Source organism: Pseudomonas sp. (assembly GCF_030690725.1).
Taxonomy (GTDB): Bacteria; Pseudomonadota; Gammaproteobacteria; order Pseudomonadales; family Pseudomonadaceae; genus Aquipseudomonas.
This window is the reverse complement of record NZ_JAUYGD010000061.1, coordinates 1-25785: the sequence shown is the minus strand read 5'-3', so window position 1 is coordinate 25785 and position 25785 is coordinate 1. Positions and strand designations below refer to the sequence as shown.

General features: G+C 49.9%; 26 protein-coding genes. All 26 read right to left on the bottom strand.

Annotated features, from left to right (window positions below):
• Positions 1–655, bottom strand: a 655-nt coding sequence (locus tag Q8O69_RS14805; RefSeq protein WP_305593057.1) for a DegT/DnrJ/EryC1/StrS aminotransferase family protein, incomplete at its 3' end; no start/stop codon positions are given.
• Positions 656–666: 11 nt separating this feature from the next.
• Entirely contained in the window at positions 667–1287 is a 621-nt protein-coding gene (locus Q8O69_RS14800) for an acetyltransferase (RefSeq protein WP_305593056.1), read from the bottom strand.
• Entirely contained in the window at positions 1284–1880 is a 597-nt protein-coding gene (locus tag Q8O69_RS14795; protein ID WP_305593055.1) for a sugar transferase, read from the bottom strand. Before Q8O69_RS14795 ends, Q8O69_RS14800 begins: the two co-directional genes overlap by 4 nt.
• The gene (locus Q8O69_RS14790; RefSeq protein ID WP_305593054.1) at positions 1880–3112 is read right to left on the bottom strand and encodes a glycosyltransferase family 4 protein; all 1233 of its coding nucleotides are present in this window, start codon (positions 3110–3112) and stop codon (positions 1880–1882) included. Before Q8O69_RS14790 ends, Q8O69_RS14795 begins: the two co-directional genes overlap by 1 nt.
• Positions 3113–3117: 5 nt before the next feature.
• Positions 3118–4248, bottom strand: a complete 1131-nt coding sequence (gene wecB, locus Q8O69_RS14785) for a non-hydrolyzing UDP-N-acetylglucosamine 2-epimerase (RefSeq protein WP_305593053.1) — start codon at positions 4246–4248, stop codon at positions 3118–3120.
• Positions 4249–4271: 23 nt separating this feature from the next.
• Positions 4272–5390, bottom strand: coding sequence for a capsular polysaccharide biosynthesis protein CapF (locus tag Q8O69_RS14780; protein WP_305593052.1), 1119 nt, complete (start codon positions 5388–5390; stop codon positions 4272–4274).
• A gap of 3 nt (positions 5391–5393) precedes the next feature.
• Complete coding sequence (locus Q8O69_RS14775; protein ID WP_305593051.1) at positions 5394–6428, bottom strand: polysaccharide biosynthesis protein; 1035 nt, start codon at positions 6426–6428, stop codon at positions 5394–5396.
• A gap of 13 nt (positions 6429–6441) precedes the next feature.
• Positions 6442–7236: an AglZ/HisF2 family acetamidino modification protein gene (locus Q8O69_RS14770; RefSeq protein WP_305593050.1), complete on the bottom strand. Its 795-nt coding sequence runs from the start codon at positions 7234–7236 to the stop codon at positions 6442–6444.
• A 1-nt stretch (position 7237) separates the two neighbouring features.
• Positions 7238–7852: an imidazole glycerol phosphate synthase subunit HisH gene (gene hisH / locus Q8O69_RS14765; protein ID WP_305593049.1), complete on the bottom strand. Its 615-nt coding sequence runs from the start codon at positions 7850–7852 to the stop codon at positions 7238–7240.
• Entirely contained in the window at positions 7849–9000 is a 1152-nt protein-coding gene (locus Q8O69_RS14760; RefSeq protein WP_305593048.1) for an N-acetyl sugar amidotransferase, read from the bottom strand. The genes hisH and Q8O69_RS14760 overlap by 4 nt, the downstream gene beginning before the upstream one ends.
• A gap of 36 nt (positions 9001–9036) precedes the next feature.
• Positions 9037–10182 carry a glycosyltransferase family 4 protein gene (locus tag Q8O69_RS14755; protein ID WP_305593047.1) on the bottom strand — a complete coding sequence of 382 codons (1146 nt, stop codon included), beginning with the start codon at positions 10180–10182 and terminating at the stop codon, positions 9037–9039.
• Entirely contained in the window at positions 10179–10793 is a 615-nt protein-coding gene (locus tag Q8O69_RS14750; protein ID WP_305593046.1) for a CatB-related O-acetyltransferase, read from the bottom strand. The genes Q8O69_RS14755 and Q8O69_RS14750 overlap by 4 nt, the downstream gene beginning before the upstream one ends.
• 38 nt (positions 10794–10831) lie before the next feature.
• Complete coding sequence (locus Q8O69_RS14745; protein ID WP_305593045.1) at positions 10832–12088, bottom strand: hypothetical protein; 1257 nt, start codon at positions 12086–12088, stop codon at positions 10832–10834.
• A 4-nt stretch (positions 12089–12092) separates the two neighbouring features.
• Entirely contained in the window at positions 12093–13478 is a 1386-nt protein-coding gene (locus Q8O69_RS14740) for a polysaccharide deacetylase family protein (protein WP_305593044.1), read from the bottom strand.
• Positions 13478–14455: a GNAT family N-acetyltransferase gene (locus Q8O69_RS14735; RefSeq protein WP_305593043.1), complete on the bottom strand. Its 978-nt coding sequence runs from the start codon at positions 14453–14455 to the stop codon at positions 13478–13480. The genes Q8O69_RS14740 and Q8O69_RS14735 overlap by 1 nt, the downstream gene beginning before the upstream one ends.
• Before the next feature lie 7 nt (positions 14456–14462).
• Positions 14463–15413 (bottom strand): methionyl-tRNA formyltransferase, encoded by a 951-nt coding sequence (locus Q8O69_RS14730; RefSeq protein ID WP_305593042.1) that lies wholly within the window; start codon positions 15411–15413, stop codon positions 14463–14465.
• Positions 15414–15424: 11 nt separating this feature from the next.
• A complete protein-coding gene (locus Q8O69_RS14725; RefSeq protein ID WP_305593041.1) occupies positions 15425–16690 on the bottom strand; it encodes a lipopolysaccharide biosynthesis protein in 1266 nt (421 codons plus the stop codon).
• A 6-nt stretch (positions 16691–16696) separates the two neighbouring features.
• The gene (locus Q8O69_RS14720) at positions 16697–18526 is read right to left on the bottom strand and encodes an acyltransferase family protein (RefSeq protein WP_305593040.1); all 1830 of its coding nucleotides are present in this window, start codon (positions 18524–18526) and stop codon (positions 16697–16699) included.
• Between the two features lie 12 nt (positions 18527–18538).
• Positions 18539–19618, bottom strand: a complete 1080-nt coding sequence (locus tag Q8O69_RS14715) for a DegT/DnrJ/EryC1/StrS aminotransferase family protein (protein WP_305593039.1) — start codon at positions 19616–19618, stop codon at positions 18539–18541.
• On the bottom strand, positions 19619–20203 hold the full coding sequence (wbpD, locus tag Q8O69_RS14710) for a UDP-2-acetamido-3-amino-2,3-dideoxy-D-glucuronate N-acetyltransferase (RefSeq protein ID WP_305593038.1): 585 nt from the start codon (positions 20201–20203) through the stop codon (positions 19619–19621).
• Between the two features lie 7 nt (positions 20204–20210).
• Entirely contained in the window at positions 20211–21161 is a 951-nt protein-coding gene (wbpB, locus tag Q8O69_RS14705; protein ID WP_305593037.1) for a UDP-N-acetyl-2-amino-2-deoxy-D-glucuronate oxidase, read from the bottom strand.
• A gap of 77 nt (positions 21162–21238) precedes the next feature.
• On the bottom strand, positions 21239–22552 hold the full coding sequence (gene wbpA, locus Q8O69_RS14700; RefSeq protein WP_305593036.1) for a UDP-N-acetyl-D-glucosamine 6-dehydrogenase: 1314 nt from the start codon (positions 22550–22552) through the stop codon (positions 21239–21241).
• 104 nt (positions 22553–22656) lie between these two features.
• Entirely contained in the window at positions 22657–23745 is a 1089-nt protein-coding gene (locus Q8O69_RS14695) for an LPS O-antigen chain length determinant protein WzzB (protein ID WP_305593035.1), read from the bottom strand.
• 56 nt (positions 23746–23801) lie between these two features.
• Complete coding sequence (locus Q8O69_RS22245) at positions 23802–23993, bottom strand: MBL fold metallo-hydrolase RNA specificity domain-containing protein (RefSeq protein ID WP_371136150.1); 192 nt, start codon at positions 23991–23993, stop codon at positions 23802–23804.
• Positions 23994–24916: 923 nt separating this feature from the next.
• On the bottom strand, positions 24917–25201 hold the full coding sequence (ihfB, locus tag Q8O69_RS14690; RefSeq protein ID WP_090387490.1) for an integration host factor subunit beta: 285 nt from the start codon (positions 25199–25201) through the stop codon (positions 24917–24919).
• A 154-nt stretch (positions 25202–25355) separates the two neighbouring features.
• The coding region (locus Q8O69_RS14685) for a S1 RNA-binding domain-containing protein (protein ID WP_305593034.1) at positions 25356–25785 on the bottom strand (430 nt) is incomplete at its 5' end.

The window sequence follows — 25785 nt, the reverse complement described above, 5'->3', positions numbered from 1 at the left end:
CCTCCCAAGACTTGCCGTGATCTTTGATCGACCACATGCGCGACCACAATGCGCGATCATTAGTGGTGACCATGCCACCCTCACCGCCGGTGGTCATGATCTTGTCTTGGCAGAACGACCAAGCAGCAACATGGCCAATCGAGCCAACCGGGCGGCCTTTGTAGTGCGCCCCATGCGCTTGGGCGCAATCTTCGATCACTTTTAGATCATGTTCGACGGCCAGTGACATGATCGGATCCATATCGCAAGGCCAGCCGGCCAGATGCACGCAAATGATCGCCCGAGTACGCGGAGTAAGCACAGCGCGAATGGTTTCAGCGGTGATGTTCTGCGACTCACAATCAACATCTGCAAAAATCGGTATTGCACCGGCATTGACGATACTCGACACCGAAGCAAGGAAGGTGCGCGGCGTAACAACCACCTCATCACCTGCGCCTATACCCAATGCTTGCAGCGCCAGATCCAATGCAACAGTACCATTGGCCAAGGCGATGGCATGCTCGCTACCGGCCCATACCGCAAACTCCTTCTCGAACTCACGGCACTCTTGCCCGGTCCAGTAGTTGACCTTGTTGGAGAGAATTACATCGCGAACGGCATTGGCCTCTTCCTCAGAGAACGAGGGCCAAGGGGAAAACGGGGTGTTGAGCATAAAACCTCTGGTTACCTCATCCTTTTGGCCGGCACACCAGCCACGGTTACATCATTCGGAATATCACTGACAACCGCCGAACCGGCGCCAACCATTACGCGCTCACCGATGCGGACCAATTGACGAACGCAGGCACCGATACCGATCCAACTCAAGTCGCCCACATACACACCACCAGCTAGCCGTGCGCCGGGGCTTATATGCACGGCATCTCCTAACACGCAATCATGATCGATACTGCAGCCAGTATTGAGAATGGCACCCAGACCTATGCTTGCCTCGGCATTTACCACAGTCCCAGCGAATACCACCGTCCCCTGCCCAATAGCGGCGTAACGACTGACAATGGCTGCAGGGTGAAGAAGTGTCACAAGGGAAGCCCCTGCCGCCCGCAATTCGATTAACTTGGCATGCCGGATACGGTTATTACCGATAGCCACCACAACGCCCTCAAACTCGGCTAATCGGTTCATCAAAGCTGCCGTATCGCCCACAACTTGCCAAACACTATTTTTTTGCAACCCCGGCCAAGCATCATCAAAAAACTCGACGGTCTGCCAACCACAACACTCGGCGGTATCTGCCACCACCTGGCCGTGACCGCTAGCCCCCAGAATAGCCAGTCTTTTCAAGGCTTACGCCCCGTGAATTTGGCCATGGTTGCCTCCCCATCTGCACTGATCCCGTCGCGCACGATTACTTTCTTGATGGTCAATAGGATGATTTTAAGATCCAGCAAGAATGTACGATTGTCCACATACCAGATATCCAGCTTAAACTTCTCGTCCCAGTTCAGCGCATTACGGCCATTGATCTGAGCCCAGCCGGTCACTCCGGGGCGTGACTCATGGCGCCGATACTGTTCAGGGCTGTAAAGAGGCAAATACTCCATCAGCAGTGGGCGCGGGCCGACAAGGCTCATATCGCCTTTGAGCACATTCCACAATTCGGGTAGTTCATCAAGGCTACTGGAACGCAGGAAACTGCCAAACGGTGTCATGCGTTCAGAATCGGGCAGTGGGTTACCTGCAGCATCCACTGCATCAAGCATGGTGCGGAACTTGATCATTTCGAATGGTTTGCCATTCAGGCCCGGGCGTACCTGACGAAACAGTACAGGAGAGCCAAGTTTGTGGCTGATCTTCCAGGCGACAACCGCGATAACAGGTGAGAGCAACATCAGGCCAAAGGCCGAAGCTATTATGTCGAACAGACGTTTAAACATCAGACTTTCTTTGCTCTAGCCAATTTTTTGAATATCTGACCAAAGCGGCCAGCACCCACGTTCAAGGCAAGCTTTTCCTGATAAAAGCGACGGCTGTTTATTGCCATTGCATTGCGCTCGTCTGAGCTAGCTTGCATCAGGGACAGCGCGGCATCTGCAATTGCCTGAGGATTTTCTGACTCCGCAATTTGGCCACAGCCACTGTCCCGGACTAGATTTGCTGCGTCACCATCTACCGCCATCAGGATCGGTTTGCCAACTGCCATGTAGGCCTGGGTCTTGGACGGAATGGTGATGGTGAACAGAGGATCTTTTTTCAGGTGCACCAACAGGGCATCAGCAGCGTTGAGGTAGTTACCAACCTCAGTCATCGGCACGGGAGGAAGGAAAGTTACATTTAAAATGGACTCGTCCGCTGCAAGTTTTTGCAGACGCTTCACTTCTACACCACCTCCAAGGAACACGAAGGTCAAGTTCTGGGCTTGCTGCTGCAGCAACTCGGCAGCGCGAAGCACTGCATCCAGCGCCTGTGCCTTGCCCATATTTCCGGCAAACAGAATACGAAACTTGTCCTGGCCGAAAAATGCCGCAGGAACAACACCCTGCGGAACCGTCAGTGAATCTTCGGCGCACCAGTTGTAAATCACCTCGATCTTGTCAGCCGGTACGCCTCGTTCGATCAGCAGGCGCTTGAAGCCTGGAGACAGAACCACCAATTGATCGGCCCGCCGATAGACCCAATCGCATACTCGGGATACAACGTTCAAGGCTTTCTCGTTGGAGAACATTCCAGTTGCACGCAAGGTATCCGGCCACATGTCCTGAATATCGTAGACGACTGGCACGCGACGAAACAGACGAATCAGTACGGCCGTGATGCCCACGGTAAGGGGCGGATGGTAGGCATAGATAACATCTGGACGCTTGGCGGCGAACAAACCGTAAAACAGTGAGCTAGCTGCGAAACTCACATAATTGAGCACTCGTCCCACTGCGCCCTGATCATGACTTGGATAAAGCGGTACACGCGTCACCTGAACCCCATCAATAAGCTCGCGTTGCAGCCACTTGAGGGTGTAGCCAGGGTAGATCTTACCGCCCGGGTAATTGGGAAACCCGGTCACTACCTCAACCTCGAAACCCTGCCTAATTAACTCACGCGCAAAGTCCATACCTTTAAAGGTCGGCTCAGGTTCGAACCACTGAGTTAGCAAGAGAACACGAATAGCCACCCGACTCAGTACCTCTTCCAGACAGTACGCATCACATAATCACGATAACTGTGCACGATGCGTACTACCTTGTCGGCTACGTTAGGCATGCTGTAGTCGCCAACAAGACGCAGGCTGCGTTCTTCACCAGAAACCTGGCTCTCCAGAATATGTAGCGCCTGCATAACGCGCTCAACCTCCAAGCCAACCATCATCACCGCTGCTTCTTCCATACCTTCCGGGCGCTCGTGGGCCTCACGGATATTCAATGCCGGAAAGTTGAGGATCGAGGACTCTTCATTGATGGTGCCACTGTCCGACAGCACCGCCTTGGCGGTGAGCTGCAGCTTGTTGTAGTCCTTGAACCCCAGCGGTTTGAGCAGGCGCACGTTTGCATGAAACTGTACGCCCATGGCGTCCACGCGCTTCTGGGTACGCGGGTGGGTTGAGATGATCACCGGATAGCCGTAATGCTCAGCCACGGTATTGAGCACCGCGACCAGCTTGAGGAAGTTCTGGTCGGAGTCGATATTTTCTTCGCGGTGGGCGCTGACCACAAAAAACTTGCCTGCTTCTAGACCCAGGCGCTCTAGTACGTCCGAAGCTTCGATGCCGTCACGGTAGTGGTTAAGCACTTCGAACATCGGGCTACCGGTCTTGATAACCATATCTGGCGGCAGGCCCTCACGCAGCAGGTAATCACGCGCGATAGTGCTGTAAGTCAGATTAATATCCGCGGTGTGATCGACGATCCGGCGGTTGATTTCTTCTGGCACGCGCATATCGAAGCAGCGGTTGCCAGCTTCCATATGAAAAGTCGGGATCTTGCGACGCTTGGCTGGAATCACCGCCATGCAGCTATTGGTATCGCCCAACACCAGCAAAGCTTCGGGTTGTACTTCAGCCAGCACACGATCGACGGCAATGATTACATTACCGATAGTCTCGGCACCTGATGCACCAGCGGCGTGAAGAAAGTGATCCGGTTTACGAATACCCAGATCATCAAAAAAAATCTGATTCAGTTCATAGTCGTAATTCTGGCCGGTATGCACCAGCACATGCTCACAGTGCTCGTCCAATTTTGCCACAACCCGCGACAAACGAATAATTTCTGGGCGAGTGCCTACCACGGTGACAACTTTTAGCTTTTTCATTGCAAATCCTTGTTCGAAGCGGCTTAAGCTTCGGTGCCGACAGGACGAGTGAAGGTATCCGGATGCTCACGGTCAAAAATCTCGTTAGCCCAGAGCATCACAATCATTTCCTCATCGCCGACATTGGTGATGTCATGGGTCCAGCCGGGCACTGTCTCGACGATTTCCGGTTGTTCACCATCAGTGAACAACTCATAAAAATCGCCCGATACGATGTGGCGAAAACGAAAACAGGCCTTGCCTTTGATGACCAGAAATTTTTCGGTCTTGGAGTGGTGATAATGTCCGCCACGGGTGATACCAGGATGAGCGGTAAAGTAGGAGAACTGCCCCGAATCTTTGGTCTTGAGCATTTCCACGAACACGCCACGCTGATCGCCATACTTCGGCACTTCATAGGTGAAGCGCTCGGGTGGCAGGTAACTGAGGTAGGTGGAATATAATGCCCTAACCAATCCAGTACCAACAGGCTCGGTGATCATCGACGCACGGCTATCGCGGAAGGTGTGAAGTTGCTTAGCCAGTTCGCTGACAGTAATGCTGTACTCCGGTGTGACACTAACGAAGGATTGACCAACTCGCCTACCCTCCATTACTGCAATGAAACTCTCAATTACATCGTCAATGTAGACAAGGCTGATGCAGGCTTCAGGGTCATTGATCTGTATCGGTAAATCACGCGCAATATTGTGGCAAAAAGTCGCAACAGCTGAGTTGTAGTTTGGGCGCGCCCACTTGCCAAATACATTCGGCAAACGAAAGAGATAGACCGGCGAGCCATGCTGGGCAGCCAGCACTTGCATGGCTTCTTCAGCCCCACGCTTACTGATCCCGTAGGCGTTGTTCAGCTCCGCCTGGATGGAAGAGGTGTACAGCAACGGAGTCTGGCGAGCACTGGATACAATCGCATTGCAGAGCGCATGAGTCAGATCTGTATTGCCGCGCTTGAACTCATCAGGGTCTTCGGGACGATTGACCCCCGCCAAGTGGAAAACGAAATCTGCCTGTGCCACCAAGGCCGGCAACACAGCCATTGAGTCATCGCGAGTGAAGCGCAGCACCTCAACGTCGCTGCGCTCGCCAAGGTGAGCCTGCAAGTTTTTGCCGACAAAACCATCAGCCCCCGTGATTAGCACTTTCATCGCTTATTCCTCGGCAGCAGCGTGTTCGCCACGCTGAATAGCGCGCATAAAGTCCAACTTAAGGAGCAAGCGCTGCATACCCTCAACATCCAAGCGTTCAGTGTTATGCGAGTTGTAATCCTCGGTACGGGAAATTTTTTCCTCGCCCTGCTCCACGAATTTTGAGTAATTAAGGTCTCTTAGGTCTGGCGGCACACGGAAGTACTCACCTCGATCCTCGGCACAGGCCATTTCCTCGCGACTGAGCAATGCCTCGTAGAGTTTCTCGCCATGACGGGTACCGATCACTTGAATCGGATGTTCCGGCTTACCAACCAATGCAGTCAGCGCCTTGGCCAAGACCTCCACTGTAGCGGCCGGAGCCTTCTGCACGAACATATCGCCATTGTTGCCATGCTCAAAGGCATACAACACCAGATCCACGGCATCCGCCAAGGTCATCATAAAGCGCGTCATGTTCGGATCGGTAAGGGTCAGCGGCGTACCCGCACGTATCTGCTCAATAAACAGCGGAATAACCGAGCCGCGCGAGGCCATGACGTTACCGTAGCGAGTACCGCAGATCACCGTGCCGGTACCTTCCAGATTACGGGACTTGGCGACCATGACCTTTTCCATCATTGCCTTGGAAATCCCCATGGCGTTGATCGGGTAAACAGCCTTATCCGTACTCAGACAAACAACGCGCTTGACACCATTCTGGATCGCGGCTTCCAGTAGATTTTCAGTACCCAACACGTTGGTCTTAACCGCTTCCATCGGGTGAAATTCGCAGGACGGTACCTGCTTCAGAGCTGCCGCATGAAAGATGTAATCCACACCGCGAGTTGCATTCAGAATGCTCTGGTAATCACGAACATCGCCAATATAGAACTTGAGTTTAGGGCTGGCATAGCGCTTGCGCATGTCGTCCTGTTTTTTCTCATCACGACTGAAAATACGGATCTCAGCGATATCAGTGTCGAGAAAGTTTTTTAGAACAGCATTACCGAAGGAGCCGGTACCGCCGCTGATCAAAAGAGTCTTGTTCTTGAACATATGATTTCGCTTATTAAGAAAAGTGTGTAGCCAAGCCAGCGCGACAAATCCCATCTTTCTGCTCAGGGTTGGGATAATTAATCAGTACCGCGCGATAAGGCCCCTTGAACACAAACAGGCTGCCAGCCGAAGCACCGACGACACCACACTCAGCCACCAGCGCCTCTATATCTTGGTGCGAACCAGCCCCCCCCAAAAGCGTGAGAGGAACACGCAACTCCTGCCTCATTCTTGCAGCCAACGCGAGGTCATACCCCTTCATCTGGCCGTCCCGATCAATCGAATTGATCACAATTTCACCGGCTCCGGCTTCCTGCATTCTCAGAGCAATTTCAATCGGGTCACCCTTATGAACCTGCTTACCGTTGCGGGTGAAGACCTCATAACCTTTGGAAAACAACCCGGTTCTCTTACGTACATCTAACACCACCGCCACACTCTGCCGGCCAACAGCGTCGGCGGTTCGTGAAACAAGGCTAACATCCTCTACAGCCGCCGCGCTCATTGCGACCTTCTCAACACCGAGACCAATGATCCTCTTCGCTTGCTGTGGGCTCCGCACACCGCCACCATAACAGAGCGGCATACGACACTCAGCGGCTAGATTAGCGATCATGCGGTAGTCGGGCTCAGCCCCTTTGACAGTTGCGTCGATATCCAACACAACCAACTCATCCGCCTCTTTCTCGTTGAAAATCTTGACGGCATTGATTGGATCACCGACGTACTTTGGATGCTTGAACTCGACAGTCTTGACCAGACCGCCCTGATGAACCAGCAAGCAAGGGATAATTCTCGGCCGCAACATATCAAAGCTCCGCGAAATTCTTTAAAAGCGCGCCCCCCCAGTGATGGCTCTTTTCCGGGTGAAACTGCACGCCATATACGTTGTCGTTTTGTACCGCGCAATCAAAGTTAAAACCGTATTCGGCCCTTGCCGCACTATTGGTAGGGACTGCGCATTCAAAGTAGTAGGAGTGCAGGAAATAGAAACGCGCATCCTCTTCAAGGCCTTTGAACAAGGGTGAACCAGCTGCCGGCTCTACATCATTCCAGCCCATATGGGGCATCGGCAATGCAGCAGAGGCTGCATTGCCCGCAAAACTGCGTACACGCCCATCAACCCAGCCAAGCCCTGCACCGTGCCCCTCCTCGCTAGAGCAAGCGAGAATCTGCATGCCAACGCAAATACCTAAAACAGGAACCTTATCCTGCCGAACCAGCTGCTCCAACGGTTGACGCATTCCGGAAGCATCAAGCAGCTCCATGGCATGATCAAAAGCGCCAACACCCGGAAGAATGAGTTTGCGTACATTACACAAATCACTCTCTGTTTTAGCGAGCACGGTTTCTATGCCCAAGCGTTTGTACATCGTCACAAAGGCCTGAATATTGCCAAGCCCATAATCGACAATATGAATCATCGAAACAACCTTCTCTCAAGGCCAAGCCTGCGCATTACGCTTGCCCCAACACCAATAAACCAACGTTTGTTCTTGTAGTCCCGATAAGTCTTATTTTCACCTTCAAAGATGTCCTGCAGCTCGGCAACAGTCAGGTCAAGCTTATTGGCCACATACTCAAATTCCTGTTTAAGAAAATGCTCATCCATCTCAGGCTTAGAGAGGCGCTTCAACGCTTCATCGCGAGTCATCTGGCCGGTCATGATAAGACTGGAAAAATGCGCACGACGCTTATGGAAGCCAAATTTGCGAGGCATCCAATAGTCTTCGTAGAAACGTGTAAAGCGAGACTCATGGTGCTTGTGCTGAAATTTTTGCCACCCGAAAAGGCGCTCAAGCTCGGCTTCAGCATCCTTCTTGATGTAGGGAACCAGATTAAGCGGTTTGACGACAGTCATACCCAGTAATTTCTGGTAAAGCACTTTGTAGACGAAAATATCTACCAACGGAAAAGTCTTTAGCTCGCGCGTGCCGAATTTACGATGAATATCTTTAAAAAGCGTTTTGTCGATTCCAGGATACCCACCCCACTCCTCTGGCTCCCGGCAACACTCCGTAGAAAAATTAGCCCCAGTAATGACATACTTTATCCGATGTTTACGGGCAAACTTATAGAGAGAAGAAAAGAAAGCACCGTCCTGCGGCAAGTCCTGATCCGCAATTTGCGACCGAAGGAAGGCCAGCTGAAGATCCTTCATTTCCTGCCAATTAATCACATCGGTATAAAGATCGAGGCCCAAGCCGTCAACCAGCTTTTCAATATTCCCGACCGCCTGATCAGTATTCCACCCTGCATCCACATGAAAAAGCAGCGGACGCAAGCCCATTTTTTCCTTGGCAACATACGCAGCGTAAGAGCTATCAAGGCCGCCACTCAAGCCGATAATACAGTCAAAGTCTTTACCTTTTCCTTCAGCCTTGACTTTCTCAGCCCAAACAGCCAGTTCGGCAGCACCCTGCGTATCAGTATGCCAATTCGGCTGAATTTCGAGCTTAAAGTTATTGCAATAATCACAATCCCCATCAGCGCCGAAGGAAATATTAGGATCACTTGTGTCCATAATACACGTTCTACAAACCTGATAAGGTAGCTGAATATTCTTACTCATATTTATATATCTACTTAAGAAATATTTAATTAAAGACTATTTATAAAGCCTAGCGGCAAGCGCCTTGTAATCAAGTAAGCGCGCGGCTACTGCAGCCGAATTCTGAGCCATCAAAGGCAAACCATCGCTATTTTTTGCTGCAAGATTAAATGCATTTTCAAGGGCAAGATCCTTACCGACAAGCCACCCATTATCGTTCAAAAAAGGTTTATGGCTAGGGACATCGTCAAGTATGACCGCACAACGACAACACAGGCTCATTTGCATAGTGGCCGATTGACTGCCCGGCTGCACATAAATATCTGCAGCACAGAGCAAATCACGTAATTCGCCGGGCGACTTCCAGCCCAAAAACTTAATGCGAGAATCTCTATTTATAAAAGTCTGCACTTCACCTGCAATTTCGTCATGCAAATGCCCGACAATAAAGAAGCGAAAACTTGAATCTTCCAGAACAGTAAATGCCGCCAAAGACTCCAACAACTTCTTTGTGCGATCAATTTTTCCAGACTGAATAAAAACAACCTCATCTGAACGAATAGAATAACTCTCCCTAGTTTTCAACCGCACGCTAGAGAATTCATCGTCTGTGTAAGTCTTCCCCCCTAGCGGGAAAAACTCAATCGCAGCTTGTTGCACATCATAAAAATCGCGAACAAAATTAATTGTATCCACCGAAATACACAGAATTTTATCGATGCGAGAGAGACACCGTTTGACAATTGAACGATAGAACCCTAAATGCAAAAAATACTTCGACACAAAAGTACGCGCACTGTTATTAAAGTCCTCATGACTGTCAACGTAAAGCTTAACGGCAGGATGTGAACGCTTATAATTCGCGACTGTAAGCAACTCCCAACCACAGAGACCATGAAAAAGTATTACGTCCGGAGCCTCCCTTTTAAGTAGCTGATATACCCCAGGGTGCATCCTAAGTTTTTTCATCACAGTATGTGGCAGGAGTTTCCGATAGGGTAAACGGAAAACTTTTGCCCCATCACTCCCGACATATTCCCCAGGTTCCATATACGAAATATTTCGATCTTCACCGTATGTTTCGGTGGAAGCAATAACTATGACGTCATGCCCATCCAAAATATTTTGAGCTACCAGCTCATTTTCCTGATAGGAAAAACCATCGATATAAAAACACGAGACACAAAGATGGACGATTTTCATAGAAGCCCTTCTGAACGCAAGAGCGCATGGGGATCATTAAAACCGGCGCCTAACCGATGCAACTCAGAATCCGGCAAGCTCCACCACTGCATTTTAAGAAGAGCCTCGACAATATCATTATCGAACCGCATGCGAATTAGTCGAGCTGGATTTCCCGCGACAATTGAGTAGGGCGCAACATCCTTTGTAACAACAGCCCCCATTCCAATAACGGCACCATCGCCAACTTTAACACCAGCTTTGATAAAAGCACCCTCACCGATCCATACGTCATTCCCGACAACTGTGCGGATGATCGGTAGATAATCATGAGTAGCAAATTTCGCCTTAACACTATCCTTGTGAGACAAAAACACGGGGCTAGTTGAAACAAACTCTGTAGGATGTCTTACACCGCCGATCGAAACCCGGCTCGCAATAGAGCAAAATGCACCGATGTCGCAATTCAGTATCGAGCAGTCATAGCCGCAGAATGAGTGCCTAGATAAAGTCGAATTTACAACGGTACTTCCCGACTCGACTTTCGAATCCCCATGAATACAGCTGAGCGCAATAGAACTTCCACGAAGCTTTCGAATAACTCTTGAGAAAACATACGAGATAGAACGCATAAACTTAAACACCCCTGCAAACAAATCCAAAGCACATCTTAACTTTCAGCCAAGTGATGATTCGAAGAACTAGAATATGAGAACCTAAGAAAACCAATCCCAATAAATAAAAACACTCCAGCAACCAAATTCCACGACCCTAGAAAATATCCACTCTTGAGACTAACGAAAAAATTATAAATGAAAAATACCATAAAAAAATCTCCTTCTCGAACCATCTTAAAATATCTAAAAAAACCATACACTGCAAAAAACATCGCAAACAAAAAAAGAGGAAGACCAAATATCAAAACAGCCTCTGCAATTGAGTTGTGCGGATAAAGCCCAAACCCATAACCATAATACTTTTGGAAAAACCCGGGCCCACAGCCTAAAAAAAGGCATAAAGATTTATCTAACAACAACTCAAAAGCATTCATAAGCAATAAATCTCTAGCACTCATATCCCCTTCAAAAATAAGCTGGAATCTTTGCAGTACAACAAAACCTTCAAACAACAAATCCCAATCAAAAACAAAAGCAATTGCCGCACAAAAAACCAATGCACCAATTGAAATTAAACGAACTCTACGATCCCTCAGTAGAAGAAAAGAAATAACAAGAATACCTGCCATGATTTCCCCACGCCCCCCTCCAAGCACAGACAAAAACAAAAATAGCAGCAGAAGAAATAAATAAATCACACTTCGAAAACTAATACCTGAACGAACAATACCGACTGATGCAGCAATTGAAGCCAAAACATAAAAACTGGTTATACCTAGACTATAATTTTCCTCTCGTCCTATTTCATCAGAGCCCACTTCAAAGATAAATCTAGGAGGAAATTGAATGGAAACGCCACCAAATATTACAGTTAGTAAAAACGCCACAACAGCATAGACTAAAAATAAATTTAAAAAATTATCCGAAAAAACTTGAGCCGACTCATTAAATCGCGCACCAAACAAGACAATTCCACATAGCGGCACAACAAAGTCAAGCAACATGTATTGGCCAGAAACCTCCAAACCACCTGAAATCGCCGCCACAAAAGTTGCGTATATAAATCCCAAAAAATAACACAACAAAGCAACAGCAACGATTTTAGGAATATGAAGTTTAAAAAAAACAAAAAGAGTAGCAATTAAAACAAAGCCCGCGGCCATCATCCTAAATAAGTAAATGACTTCACGCGCTTCATATGTAGTCACCAAACCAGAAATCGTCGTCAAAACAACAAAACAAAAAACCCCAACTGACAAAATCCTACTTTCTCTTATTAGAGTCGGGACAACAATACAAGTAGCTTGCATGACGTCAATAACCTGTTCTTGTGGCTGAATCCAATACCTTCAAAAATAACGCCCTATCAACCGACGTTTCCAACTGGCAGTTATGCCATAACAGTGCAAATGTTCCACCTACACTCCTACAGGCCTCAGCTACCCGATAAAACTCATCACATGCTTTATCTGATGTACCCAGCCCAAGGTATTGATCGGCGATCACACTCACGTCCATCGCAACCAATGGCCTGATTCGAAGACGAAGTGGGACGTTGGCAACCGGATCGAAGGCTTGGTACTCGATACAGGTACCGCATCGGAAGCCAGGTGTTTCAGGATATCCAAGCGTACTATCGTAATGCATCCCTGCATCGTCCCAGGCACGCATGGTCTCAGGATGCTTCCATCGTAAAAAATGCATGCGCCCTCCCCACGATGACTGAAAAACCCCCTCTTCCGCACAAACTCTTTTGAGGGCCGCCGCTTCAATAGCAATTGCGTCAGGCTGGAGGAAAGTACCAAAACTCGGATGTAAGCCGATTTCATGACCGCGATTATGTATGCGCCGGATTAATTTTCGGATCGCGGGGTCGTCAACATCGTATAGCGCATCTCGTAAAGGGTCGGTACGACCACAGATAAAGTAGAAAGCACTTTTCAAACCATACTCTTCTGAACGATCCATAATCCAGTCAAACGTATTAAGTGGATCACTAGGATGCAGCTGGTTGCGCCCTCCAAAGAACAGAGATGGAGCTCTCAACGCAGCACGCAAACTCTTCCGGACTATAAGGTCACCAGCAACGCTCCTGATAAAGCGTTTAGCGTTGGAAAAGCCATATCGCGCGGGTGAATCGACATCATGAGTCAGCTGCAGTGAATACTCGGTACTCTTGAGCCCTAGTGCAGGCCACGCTAACTTGATGGCCTGGGCGACAATCAAAAGCCACTCATCGACAATCGGACGGTGCAAGTAGCCATTTTTGTAAGCATGGGAAGCTGCAGCAGGAAAACGCCCGTGGCCGTCCAAGTCTGTACGTCCAACTTCTTCCTGGCGCGTAAGCATCCAATAGGTCAAGCCCAGTATGTCGTAGCCGATATGCCAACCGCTATCAGTGGCTATAATCAATGGCGCGGGGAGTTGCGCAACACCGGGGGCGGGCAGATTGCCGGGCAATGCAACCTGCCAGCCTTCTGCCCCTGCATTCCATTGAGCGCAAGGCAGGTCGGAATCGGCACGACTAAAGGTAGCGCCATCCAGAGCCAGGGTGATAAAGCGTGTATCGCCAGGCAAACGGAGCACAATGCGCGTCTCACCAGGTAACAGTTGCAAATCAAAAGCCTGGCCGAAACGCTCAGCGAGCAAAGCCTGCAACCAACTGATCGCCGCAGGGGTATGCCAAACCTTACGCACCATCATTGCTCACCCTTTAGGCTACGCAGAAAAAAGGCTGTTTTGAGAATGCGCGATGGGGTTTTACTGACGTTGAAGTACGGGGTTTGCTGTGCACCAAATGCACGAAAAAACTTTTCGACCGGCTCCATCATCGACCCCTCAAAATCAAAGCTCTGTGTCACAGTAGCGGCAAACTTGATCGCCTCCCACATGCATAGGCTGGTTGCACCACTGTTGCGCAGTTCTGGATCACCGCCCCCCATGAGATAATAGGCGCTGTTTTGATCCCATACGATATAAACACCTGCGTGATGGCGGCCTTGCTCGTCTTCAGCAATGAAAATCTTGCGTGCATAATTGTCAGCACACGCCTGATCAAGGTTGTAAACGAACTCTTCTGTATATGGTACCGCTATTCCTTGACGGGCAAAGGTCATTCGATTTAGTGCCATAAAATCTTCTAGCGGCAAATCATCTCGCACCCGCAAATTGAAACGGTTAATGGCCTTTTTGATATCCCCACGGATATTTTCCTGGAAGCCCTTCCATAAACACTGCTCATCGGCCAAGTCGCTCAGAATATAGGTGTAGCGAGTAGTTTGCGTAAACCCAGCCCAATAGAACGGCAGCCAATTGCTCATTCTCCAATGCCAGCTTTGGTTAAAGTGGGCAAAAGTGGGCAGCTGAGTAATCAATGCTTGCAACCACTCTTTTTGCTGCGACAGTTTAGTTGTGGACTTACCGCCAGCATCACGCAGCCAAGGCCCAAGGGTTTGCGTCAAATTGGCCTGCCCAATCACCCTAAAACCATACCGATGCTGCACAACATAGGGCATAGCAGCGACGATGACATCACCTTTTTCTACCAGAGCCACATCCCAGCCGTTCTCCCCCGCCACCGCATCCAACCACCAAGCTTGGCTAAAGAGCGGAATTGAGGATTCACTGCGGCAAAGAGCGCGGTATTTATCGTGATGAGTAGACAAACTGAATCCCATAAATAGATTATTTAAAAAATTTAAGAATGAAATTTTTTATATTAAAATTAATTTCAATATAAACGACTCCATCACGAGCAAAAATGCACTTTTTATTTTTATGCTTACCAATTGTACCGATCTCACCTTGTGCCGTATCTGTTTTCTCACAACCTAGAACGGACCAACGCTGCCCTGCGAATAGCCCCTCAGGTGGAGGAACTGCATTTAGCCACGATTCGGTACCTCGTAATACATGCCACACACGTTCAATTGACCAACCTTGCCAATCAATGATCTGAGCGTGCTCATTTAGCAATAGGTTACGCGAACGATTTGTTGGGCTTTGCATAGGCTGGGGTGTTCTAGGAGCATTTCCTTGCGCAATAGCATCAACCGCCTTCAACATCAAGGAAACTCCAATTTCTCCAATCAGCTTATCTAGACGTATCGGGGACTTGGTCCCAAGTGGAATATGTACACGGTCCTGAAAAATAATGTCCCCGGTATCTTCCCCTGCATCCACATAATGCACTGTGGCCCCGGGGTTCATTTCCATGTCGTAATATTGCCAAAAATCTGGATTCGCCCCTCTGTAACTCGGAAGATAGGACGGATGAAGATTAATAACACCAAAGCGTGGAATATTTAAAATATCTTCCTTCAACAGCTGAGACATACTAAAAACCACTATTAAATCCGGCCTCAGCGACTCTATCCAAAGCGAAGAATCCTTGGCATTACCCTTCCAAATATAACCATATTCAATCTTTTTTCTCTTGCAGTAATCCGAAAGAAAAATATCCTGCCCCTTGACCAAGCTGTATAGCTTTTTGAGGAGAAAAATTATCTTGGGATTTTTTACAGAACCATCATACCCCCGCGGCATAGACTCAAGAATCCCAACAACATCATGACCAGAGTTTACCAAAGGCTCAACCACCCTTGAAACACCTTGCGTTATTAATAGAATCCTCATATGTGCCTTCATCATCTAGCTGGATTTTTTGCAAAATGGTAAGTCATACATCCATTAATGATGTAAGCCACGCAATAAGCCAAAGAAAAAAACATTAAAGCACACGTCGAATCTCCAGCAGCTTTACCAATCAAAAATGATACGACCACAGAAACAAAAAGAAACACCTGCCAATACAAATCAAAACTTTGTTTCTCCGCAATCATAAACATGGCGCTTAAAGGGCTAGTAATAAACTGAAAGAACGCCATAGGGGTTAAAATTTGTGCATATTCGCCCGCCACCCGCCACTGCTCGCCGAACACCCAGGCAAATAAATCAGGTGCAACAATGAAAAAAATTGCAAACGGAAGTATTGAGATATAAAGCAGCCGTTTAAATGTATTTTTGTAAATCTCCTTACAGTTGCCTTTACATATATATGCTTGACTGGCTTCTTGACGAAAAACATCACCCAAGGCATTTGCAACCAGAGACATAGGGGCAGCCATTACCCGTTGAGTTAGGGTAAAAAAACCTGCAGCCGACGTAGCAAATAACGCGCTGAGCAGCAATACCGGCATTTGACCGGAGGCTGTATTAAACCCATGGGCGACAATCAGATATTTGGGGAAATTGATGTATTTTTTAGCCAATGCAAAGCTGCGCAAGGGCCTCAAGGCGCGAATAAGCGCACGATCTTCATGCCAGATTAAACGAGCCAGCACGCCAGTTGCCAGTACTTGTCCTGATACTTGCCCGGCAACCAAACCCACGGCACCAGTGCCCGCATAGCCGCATCCCAGCTGCCCTAGCGCGGCACTACCGCTCTGGACTGTACGGCTGATGGCGAGACGTTTGTACTGGGCCTTGCGATTACTCCAGTAATTAAGGCTCTGATAAACCCCCAACAACAGGGTTGATGCAGGCACCCAGTAAAGCCAGGGTGCCAACGTCGCGTCACCTAGCAGGCTGGCAATAGAATCGGCATAAAAGATCACGAAACCCAGCAACATCGTACTGATCACAATACTCAGGGCGACGGCCAAAGCAGCGATGTGCAACGCATCACGATCATGTCGCGGCAGGAGAATCGCCAACTCATAGCGCCCGCTAACCAGCACGCCTGCGATCATCGCCACTGCCATATAAAGCGCAAAACGGCCAAACTCCTCGGGGCTGTATAAGCGCGTCAAAATCGGACTGATGGCAATCGGTATGGCCTGCGCCAGACTGGTACCCGTCATTAATGTAAGTACGTTTCGGGCGTAACTGCTTTTAGGGAGTAACCTGCGCATTCGGCTTCAATCCATAATGTCTTTGAATGCGCTGTACGCCACGGCGGCGTAACGCTTGGTACCTACTTCATTCAGATGGTGCTCATCGAAATAAATCGGTATGCCATCTATGAATGGCACGTCAGCAAAGAACCCTGACACTTCAAAATTTAGGCTGCTGACCCCTGAGTAACCTCCCACAATGTGTTGCAAAGCTGCATTGGCTTGCAGGTATGCTGGATCAATGTCTATTTTCGGCTCCAGCCCGAGAGCCTTGAAACGTATTGCGCGTAGCGGGTTTTTACTCAGCAGGGGCTCTTGCTCTAAGATGTAGAGCTCTGCGCCTGCAAGGCTTTGAGCCGAAAGAAAGGCATGTAAAGCACTGTTGAAATCCTCAGAAGCCAATTGCCAATTCCAACTGGCGGCAAGAAATACCACATGGGCGTTAGCCAGATGTTTCTTCGCTTGTTCAATCTGTTCCAGGCAGGGTTTTTGCGCCCACTCAGCAAGGCGTTGATAGTCGAACCCGGGAATGGTCACGCAACTACTTGCAGTTATTATCCGTGCTTTAAAGCCGAGCTCCTGACCCAGCTGGTCAAAAAAAAGATTGAGCATGGCTGCATGCGAATCACCGAGTACCAGCACTTCTTTATTGCTGCTCAGGTCGCCTTTTAAGCAGTCGCCCACGATCTGGCCATGACAAATGGTGGTTGGGTCAGCGTAACGCCGATACTCAACGGGCAGTTGCGGTGGCGATAGCGTTTGGCTGATTTCCCCGATAATTGGGCTGGTTACAAGAACGGTACCCGCCAACAAACTGTAGACCAGCGCCTGCCGGATACGCGTGCGATGAGCGCGCAGCGGGGTTTCCACCCAATAGAATGAGGAGATGGCCAGAAGCAGAGTCATTGTGATGAATAACAGGCTAAACGGTATATCGAGCACCTGCGAACCTGTGTAATAACGCAGCAAGGCCAATACCGGCCAGTGCCACAGGTAGAGGGAATACGACAATTTACCCAACCACACCATGGGCTTGTTGGACAACAGTTGCCCTGTAAACCCTTGTGCCGGGTTTAGCAAAATAAGTACCGCGCCAGCTACGGGCAGCATGGCAACCAACCCAGGGAATGGGCCGAGTAAGGGTTGGGTCGCAGCCGAAGCCAATACCAGGGCCAGCCCAAGAGCGCTTAGCCAAGGACTTCCCCCCGCTGATGTGCGGATGAACAGAGCGACCAGGCCGCCAGCAAAGAATTCTGGCAGGCGGGCATACAGGCTGTAGTAGGTAGCCTGCTGTATGCCCAGCACGCGCAGACGATATTCTGCTATGGCAGTCAAAGTTACCAACAATGCGACAAACAAAAATTTTAGTGATTTGGTCGGCAGCAGTAAGACTATCAAAGGGGCCAGTAGGTAAAACTGGATTTCCACAGCAAGTGACCACGTGTGCAGAAGAGGCTGCTCATGGGTAGCAGAGGAAAAATAGTCACCAAAATCTGCAAAATAATTATTGCTGTTAAACCAAACAGCCTTATTTAAACCTTCCTTATAGATAGACAGATCCGGTGGTAGAAAAAAAACCGCTGCCGATAGCGAAACCAGAACTAGCATGACGAAATATGCTGGGGCGATACGTTTAAAGCGGCTTACATAGAAGTAGCGTAATGTCTTGCTGAGCTGGTAGTGGGGCTGGGCTTTCTTTTCCAACAGGATGCTGACAATAAGATAGCCGGATACAACCAAAAACACGTCAACGCCAACAAATCCGCCGGGCAGCCAAGCGGGATTGAAGTGAAAAAGTATGACGGCCAGCACAGCAATAGCGCGTAGGCCCTGGATATCGGGGCGATAGTTCATAAATGTTCGTCCTTAGGACATGACTGCCCGGACTACTTTTTCTATGTCGTCTTTCCTCATATATGGATGAAACGGCAGACTTATCACTTTTTCAGCAACGGCATCACCTACGGGCAAGTAAGCACTGCTATCGACTACAGCGGGCTGCTTGTTGAGGGGGATTGGATAATGCACGGCAGCGGGGATTCCCTGCGTTTTTAGCTCAGCTTGCAGAACATCACGATTTTTCACTTGTAAGGTGTACTGAGCCCAGGCGCTGCGATTATGAGTCTCAACGAAAGGCGCGCAGATGCCAGCCTCTTCGAACAGGTTGGAATAGTTGTGGGCCAGTTCTTGTCTCTGTTCCAATTCGCTCGGGAAAATTTCAAGCTTAGGGAGCAAAATTGCTGCCTGAAGGGTGTCTAGGCGGCTGTTAACGCCAACCCGAATATGGTGGTAACGGCGATCCTGGCCATGCCGAGCGATCTGACGTAGAACTTTTGCCAGTTCGTCGTCATTAGTGAAAATCGCCCCCCCATCGCCATAGCATCCTAATGGCTTGCTGGGGAAGAAACTGGTGCATGCAATGGTACTCAAGTTGCAAGAGCGCTTGCCCTTGTAAGTAGCACCAAAACTCTGTGCCGCATCTTCAATTACTGGAATGCCGTGTTTAACGGCAATAGCGTTGATCACATCGAAATCGGCACATTGCCCATAGAGCGAGACGGGAATAATCGCCTTGGTGCGCGGGGTAATGGCGGCTTCCAGCAGCTGTGGATCTAGATTATAGGTGCGCGGATCAATATCTACATACACCGGCTTAGCACCAAGCAGGGCCGCTGTTTCGGCAGTAGCAATGTAGGTGAATCCCGGTGTGATGACTTCATCGCCTGGGCCGATACCAAACGCCATTTGCGCAATCTGCAATGCATCAGTGCCGTTGGCGCAGGTGATGCAGTATTTGGCTCCGGTAAAGGCGGCTAGCCTTTCTTCCAGCTCAGTGACCTCTGGGCCAAGAATATACTGGCCATGGGCAAGAACACGCTGGATACCGGCATCGATCTTGTCCTTGATGCGTGCTTGCTGGGTTTTCAGGTCGATGAACTCGATCATTTATTGCGCATCCACTTTGCTCAGGGTTGTGCCATTCAATACATAACGGACGCCGGTGTGCTGACAGGCAACTTCGCCCTCGCCGGCGACTGACAAGGCCAGTTGCTCGCCGAACTCACTCATCCAGCCAATCTGGCGTGCAGGTACACCCACCATCAGTGCATAAGCAGGTACGTCCTTATTGACTACCGCACCTGCACCGACGAAAGCGTACTCACCAATGGTCACACCGCAGACAATGGTGCAGTTGGCGCCGAGGGTGGCACCTTTCTTTACCAGGGTGTCGCGGTACTGATCCTTGCGCTCGACCAGTGAACGTGGGTTGTAGACATTGGTGAATACCATGCTCGGGCCGCAGAACACGCCCTCTTCAAGAGTAACGTTGTCGTAGACGGAGACATTGTTCTGCACCTTGCAGTTGTCACCGATTACAACTTTGTTGCCGACAAAGACATTTTGACCAAGGGATACCCCTTTACCGATGCGGGCACCGCCACAGACGTGAACGAAATGCCATACGCGCGAGCCGTCACCTATTTGTGCTCCGTCATCGACGATGGCGCTGGAGTGCTGGTAGTGGGACATGGCGATCTCAGCGGTTCAGGGTTTTGAGAAACGGGTGGCCGTCATCGTTCTGCACGCTGACAATGGGAGCAGAACGGATGGTGTTCACGGTCTCCACACAGTGACGGGCGTCTTCGATACCGTAACCTCGGCCCGCGAGAATTTCCTGGTAACTGGTGGTGTGCAGATCAGTGAAGCCTTCGGAGAACTCCATCTCCTCACTATTAACTGTGATGGAGCGGTAGGTCGGTTTTTTGCCTTTGACGGAGTCTGGCAGGTCGTTGGCGTCGATGGAGAGGAACCAGCGCACGCGGGCGTTCTCGTACTCCAGATAGCCAGCAGCTTTATAGTCTGAAACGAAGTGCACGACGTTGCGCTGCAGCTTGCCAAAGATGAAGTGGAGCATGTCGTAGAAGTGCACACCGATATTGGTGGCCACGCCAAAGGATTTGCGCGGGTCGCCTTTCCAGCTCTCCATGTACCACTTGCCGCGCGAGGTGATGTAGGTCAGCTCAACATCGTATTTGTGTTCGCTGTTTTCGCGGGCGACCTTGTCCTTAAGGCTGAGGATGGCCTGGTGGTGACGCAGTTGCAGGATGTTGTAGAGGCGCTTGCCGGTTTCCAGCTCGACCAAGGCCAGCTCGTCGAGATTTTCCGGGGTAGGGACCAGCGGTTTTTCGCAGATGACATCGCAACCCAGGCGCAAGCCCGCGACGATATGCGAATGGTGCAGGTAGTTTGGCGAGCAAACGGCGACATAGTCGAGTGCAGTGGCCGGATCACGCTTCAGGCGATAAGCGTGCTCTTGGAAGCGTTCGAACTCGGTGAAGAACTCGCTTTGCGGCGAGATGCTGTCGATGATACCAACCGAGTCGTTGATGTCGTAGGCAGAGACCAGTACGTTGCCGGTGTCCTTAATAGCGCGCATATGTCGGGGAGCAATGTAACCGGCAGCACCGATCAGGGCGAAGTTTTTCATGGGTGTTCCTTGCATTGCATCAGTACCAGGCAGGTTATTAATCGGGCTTGCCTGGCAATTTTATTGAGGGTCAGTGATCAGGCTTTGATGATATGCAGAGCCGGGGCACGGTATTTGCCACGGCTATCCACGATCAGTTTGGCGTGTTGCTTAATCAGTTCATAATCGAACTTATCGTGATCAGTGGCCAAGATCACTGCGTCAAAGCTGGCAAGGGTATCGGCAGTCAGGTCTTCGCTGCTCAACTCGAAGTGGTGCTCACGCATTTTGGGGAAGACAGGAACATGCGGATCACTGTAAGCGACGATGCCACCCTTGGCTTCGATCAGCTCCATGATTTGTACAGAAGGCGATTCGCGCATGTCGTCAACGTTCTTCTTGTAGGCAATACCAAGCACGAGCACTTTGCTGCCCTTCACGGCCTTGCCATTATCGTTCAAACCATCCATCAGCTTGCTCAGCACGTATTCGGGCATAGCTTGGTTGACTTCACCGGACAGCTCGATAAAACGCGTGTGCAGGCCGTATTCGCGGGCTTTCCAAGTCAGGTAGAAAGGATCGATGGGAATACAGTGGCCACCCAGACCGGGGCCAGGGTAGTAGGCAGTGAACCCGAATGGCTTGGTCGCGGCAGCGTCAACCACTTCAAAAATATCGATACCCATACGGTCAGCAACGATCTTCATTTCGTTAACCAAACCGATGTTGACAGCACGGTGGATATTTTCCAGCAACTTGGTCATTTCTGCAGCTTTGGTTGAACTGACTGATACAACCTGGTCAATTGCTTGTTCGTACAGAGCAATGCCAACTTCCAGGCAGGCCGGGGTGTGTCCGCCGATAACTTTCGGGATTGTACGGGTTTCGAAGTTTGGGTTGCCCGGGTCTTCACGCTCGGGTGAATAGACCAGGAAGATCGACTCGCCTACCACCAACCCCCCTTCCTGCACACGCGGCAGCAACTCTTCCTCGGTGGTGCCTGGGTAGGTGGTGCTTTCCAGCGAAACGATCTGGCCTGCACGCAGATACGGCTTTAGTGCATTGGTGGTATCGATCACGAAGCTCATATCCGGCTCGCGGTATTTGTTCAGCGGTGTCGGTACGCAGAGAATCAGAGCATCACACTCGCTAATACGGCGGAAATCGGTAGTGGCCTCGAAGCCACTTTGGCAGGCAGCCGAGATTTTCTCAGCGGGGATATGCTCGATATAGCTCTGACCGGCGTTGAGCTTGCTCACCTTGCTTTCATCGATATCTATGCCCAGCACACGAAAACCAATAGCGTTGTAGCGCAACATCAAGGGTAGGCCGACATAGCCGAGCCCGACGATGCCTACGAGGGCTTCCTTATTTTTGAATTTATTAATGCTGGACTGCTTCTGCTGAGACATTAAACAACTCCGGTATATCTAACTTAAATTCATAATCTTAATATATTTTCAGAAACTTATGAAGCGTGCCGCACCCACCTGAGACTTTCAGCCCTACTAAAAAATCAGAACTTGACTGCTCGCTTTATAAGCATCAGGCGAATAAGCGCGGCAAAAACACCCAGCACCCCACCCAGTAAAACACCTAAAACTAGGACAAGAGCTTTTTTAGGTTTAATGGGCTGATCTGGAACTTCTATATCACCGTCTTGCCGAAAGACTGCAACCTTCTCGGGATCAATACTTACACTCGAGAGCACCTGATATTTAGCTTCTAACTCACGTAGCTCTGGAACGAAAGGATCATCGGATGACCGCTCAACCAAAACTTGCATTTCCGCACGCAGAGCCTTAGTTCCACGCATGTACATTAGACTGCCGTCCATGAATGCGGAAAGCTCACTTTCATTTGAAACCCTCCCTGTAATTACAGGAGGATTGTCCAACCCTATTGCCTCTGCAACCGTCAAGGCCTCTTGTAATTGAACAATTCGATCATCTCGTCGAGTCTTGGCACCAACCCGCTCAGACTTGATTCGCTGCTCAATATTGCGCGCCTGCACAGCAAGTTCGCGCTCCGCGTTTTCAAGCATTTCAGTCAGTGACCGCTCAGCCACCTGATCGATAAATTCTTTTGCCCAAGCTGAAGCCAATTGTGGCGCATGATAGTTGACAGCAACTGAAAACCGTTGCGGCTGGTTTTTATCAGGTACATTGATACTAAACTTATTATTGAAACCCTTATAAAGACTATCTCGAGATCCAGAGCTCTGCGCTTCATCCAGAGACGGCAAATAAACCTCACGAAAAAAATTACGCCGAGACCTATCAGACTGGAGATTTCGGGCAAAAACCGCATAAACATCATCTACCACAAATAGTTTTAAGCCATTACCTCTTGTGTTATCACCCATTCGGCCCTGGTTGAAACCGGCAATGTCACTGAGAGTAGGCGGCTGCACAGCAATGCGCGCCTCATAAACTGGCGTACTAAAAAATGCATATATAGCTGCACCTATGCCGCACAACATGGCGACCAGAATAATCAGCCACTTTTGCGCCCACAGGCCATAAAAAAGCTCTACCAAATCAATTTCATCGCCGTATCGTGGGGCAATAGTTTGGCTGTTGCCTGGAGTTTGCATGTCGCTCATAGAGCTGCGGCCTCGGTATTAAAAATTATTCGGGTATCAACGCACTAAGCACTTTTTCAAGATATCGCAGCATGAGTGCGCCTCTCCGCTGCCCCCTTGCCTAGAGCACCACATACACAATCCGCACTTGTGACGGCCATTGGCCGCATACTGGTAACAAATCCAAGAAATCCTTTTTGATCTGCATGGACCGAATAACCGCCTATGGTATGCACTTGAGCGCGGATGGCATAGCACTTCTCGTCCATTTCCACATACCCGCCTTTGTGTGCAAACCGCAGTATCTGCCGACCAGCGATGCCTTTAGCCTGATAACCCACAAACAATACGTCAGCCGATCATCCCCGAGCATGGCTTTGAGGCAGTTGACGATACGGCTACTGGAACACATGCCGTTACCAGCGATCACGATTGCAGGCTGAGCGGCTTGAGTCCGGCGACTGACCGTGGCTGGCGCGAGCGATGATCATCGATCAGTAATCAGATTACGAAACGCTAAAGGACTGCGCCCTCTTTTGACCCGCGACAGGGCTTCGATATCCCAGAAGCGGTCCAGCCCCCGGTAAACCGAAACGACTGACCAGTGGCGAGTCGAGGATGATAGGGAGGCTGGACCAGTCGAATTGGGGCTGTTTTTGGACGCCAAACCCTCCCCCTAACTCTCGACTCGGGCATCATGCTTCGCCCTACCTCCTGCATTCCTGCAGTCGTTTCCCCGAGGGGACGAGGGCGCTGATTCGCGGTGTTTTTCCGATGGATGATATCTTCCAGCTCGTTGATGCCATCAAGGGGAAAGTCGATGGCGAGCCACCCCGCCCCAAGCTTTGCCCTCTACCGAGGTTTCTGCCCACTGGAATAAGCCGCAATCGATCAACAGACTACTGGCGTTATCCATAAGCAGTAGATGGCAAGAGCCGGCCACGCCTGACACCTCACCATGATGAAAGATATGGGGGAAGTCCATCGGCTAATCCATTAACTCAGGGAAAGTACGTCCACGACCAAACGACAGATAGCAATACGAGATAAGCTGCATCTGATCCGACAGCTCAGAGGACGGCATTATGCCATGATAAAAACGCGAAGCCAGTCTCAGTCGACGAGAAAGCAGCGCTAGGGAAATGACGATTTCAAGAAGCACACAAGCCGCACTCGGACAGTTTAAGCTTGGTTACTCATCTTCATTGACCCGATCCCGCAACTCCTTACCCGGCTTGAAATGCGGCACAAACTTGCCATCCAGCCTGACCGAGTCACCGGTTTTCGGGTTACGCCCAACACGCGGCGCGCGGTAGTGGAGCGAGAAGCTGCCAAAGCCACGGATCTCGATACGGTCACCGGTCGACAGCGCCTGCGACATTTGCTCAAGCATGGTCTTGATCGCCAGCTCGACATCCTTGGACGAGAGCTGCCCCTGATGGGTAACGATGCGCTCGATCAACTCCGACTTGGTCATGGTTTTCCCTTCTTTTTCAAGCGGCTAGATCACTAGATAAACAGGTTTTAGCATGCTTGGTCGGATTTGAACAGCCTATAAAACAACACCTTAGCGATTTTCAGGCACAAAAAAGGGCGACCGAAGTCGCCCTTTTTCTCTGGATAAACCGAACTTAGTTCTGTTTTTCCATTTGCGCGCGGAGCAGATCACCCAAGGTGGTCGGACCAGCAGTTTCAACTTCCTGCTTGCGCATTTCTTTGATGGCTTCTTTTTCGTCTTCAACGTCTTTCGACTTGACCGACAAGCTGATTACGCGGCTCTTACGGTCAACGCTGATGATTTTGGCTTCGACTTCTTCGCCTTCTTTCAGAACGTTACGTGCGTCTTCAACGCGGTCACGGCTGATTTCGGAGGCTTTCAGAGTGGCTTCGATGCCGTCGGCCAGAGTGATGATGGCGCCTTTGGCGTCAACTTCTTTAACGATGCCGCGCACGATGGTGCCTTTATCGTTAACAGCAACGTAGTCGGAGAACGGATCTTCTTCCAGCTGCTTGATGCCGAGGGAAATGCGCTCACGCTCCGGATCAACGGAGAGGATAACG

Coding starts and splice junctions, on each gene's coding strand:
- Q8O69_RS14795 (WP_305593055.1), bottom strand. CDS start 1,880: ATGTTTAAACGTCTGTTCGACATAATAGCTTCGGCCTTTGGCCTGATG.
- wecB (WP_305593053.1), bottom strand. CDS start 4,248: ATGAAAAAGCTAAAAGTTGTCACCGTGGTAGGCACTCGCCCAGAAATT.
- Q8O69_RS14780 (WP_305593052.1), bottom strand. CDS start 5,390: ATGAAAGTGCTAATCACGGGGGCTGATGGTTTTGTCGGCAAAAACTTG.
- Q8O69_RS14775 (WP_305593051.1), bottom strand. CDS start 6,428: ATGTTCAAGAACAAGACTCTTTTGATCAGCGGCGGTACCGGCTCCTTC.
- Q8O69_RS14770 (WP_305593050.1), bottom strand. CDS start 7,236: ATGTTGCGGCCGAGAATTATCCCTTGCTTGCTGGTTCATCAGGGCGGT.
- hisH (WP_305593049.1), bottom strand. CDS start 7,852: ATGATTCATATTGTCGATTATGGGCTTGGCAATATTCAGGCCTTTGTG.
- Q8O69_RS14760 (WP_305593048.1), bottom strand. CDS start 9,000: ATGAGTAAGAATATTCAGCTACCTTATCAGGTTTGTAGAACGTGTATT.
- Q8O69_RS14755 (WP_305593047.1), bottom strand. CDS start 10,182: ATGAAAATCGTCCATCTTTGTGTCTCGTGTTTTTATATCGATGGTTTT.
- Q8O69_RS14750 (WP_305593046.1), bottom strand. CDS start 10,793: ATGCGTTCTATCTCGTATGTTTTCTCAAGAGTTATTCGAAAGCTTCGT.
- Q8O69_RS14745 (WP_305593045.1), bottom strand. CDS start 12,088: ATGCAAGCTACTTGTATTGTTGTCCCGACTCTAATAAGAGAAAGTAGG.
- Q8O69_RS14740 (WP_305593044.1), bottom strand. CDS start 13,478: ATGGTGCGTAAGGTTTGGCATACCCCTGCGGCGATCAGTTGGTTGCAG.
- Q8O69_RS14735 (WP_305593043.1), bottom strand. CDS start 14,455: ATGGGATTCAGTTTGTCTACTCATCACGATAAATACCGCGCTCTTTGC.
- Q8O69_RS14730 (WP_305593042.1), bottom strand. CDS start 15,413: ATGAGGATTCTATTAATAACGCAAGGTGTTTCAAGGGTGGTTGAGCCT.
- Q8O69_RS14725 (WP_305593041.1), bottom strand. CDS start 16,690: ATGCGCAGGTTACTCCCTAAAAGCAGTTACGCCCGAAACGTACTTACA.
- Q8O69_RS14720 (WP_305593040.1), bottom strand. CDS start 18,526: ATGAACTATCGCCCCGATATCCAGGGCCTACGCGCTATTGCTGTGCTG.
- Q8O69_RS14715 (WP_305593039.1), bottom strand. CDS start 19,618: ATGATCGAGTTCATCGACCTGAAAACCCAGCAAGCACGCATCAAGGAC.
- wbpD (WP_305593038.1), bottom strand. CDS start 20,203: ATGTCCCACTACCAGCACTCCAGCGCCATCGTCGATGACGGAGCACAA.
- wbpB (WP_305593037.1), bottom strand. CDS start 21,161: ATGAAAAACTTCGCCCTGATCGGTGCTGCCGGTTACATTGCTCCCCGA.
- wbpA (WP_305593036.1), bottom strand. CDS start 22,552: ATGTCTCAGCAGAAGCAGTCCAGCATTAATAAATTCAAAAATAAGGAA.
- Q8O69_RS14695 (WP_305593035.1), bottom strand. CDS start 23,745: ATGAGCGACATGCAAACTCCAGGCAACAGCCAAACTATTGCCCCACGA.
- Q8O69_RS22245 (WP_371136150.1), bottom strand. CDS start 23,993: ATGGACGAGAAGTGCTATGCCATCCGCGCTCAAGTGCATACCATAGGC.
- ihfB (WP_090387490.1), bottom strand. CDS start 25,201: ATGACCAAGTCGGAGTTGATCGAGCGCATCGTTACCCATCAGGGGCAG.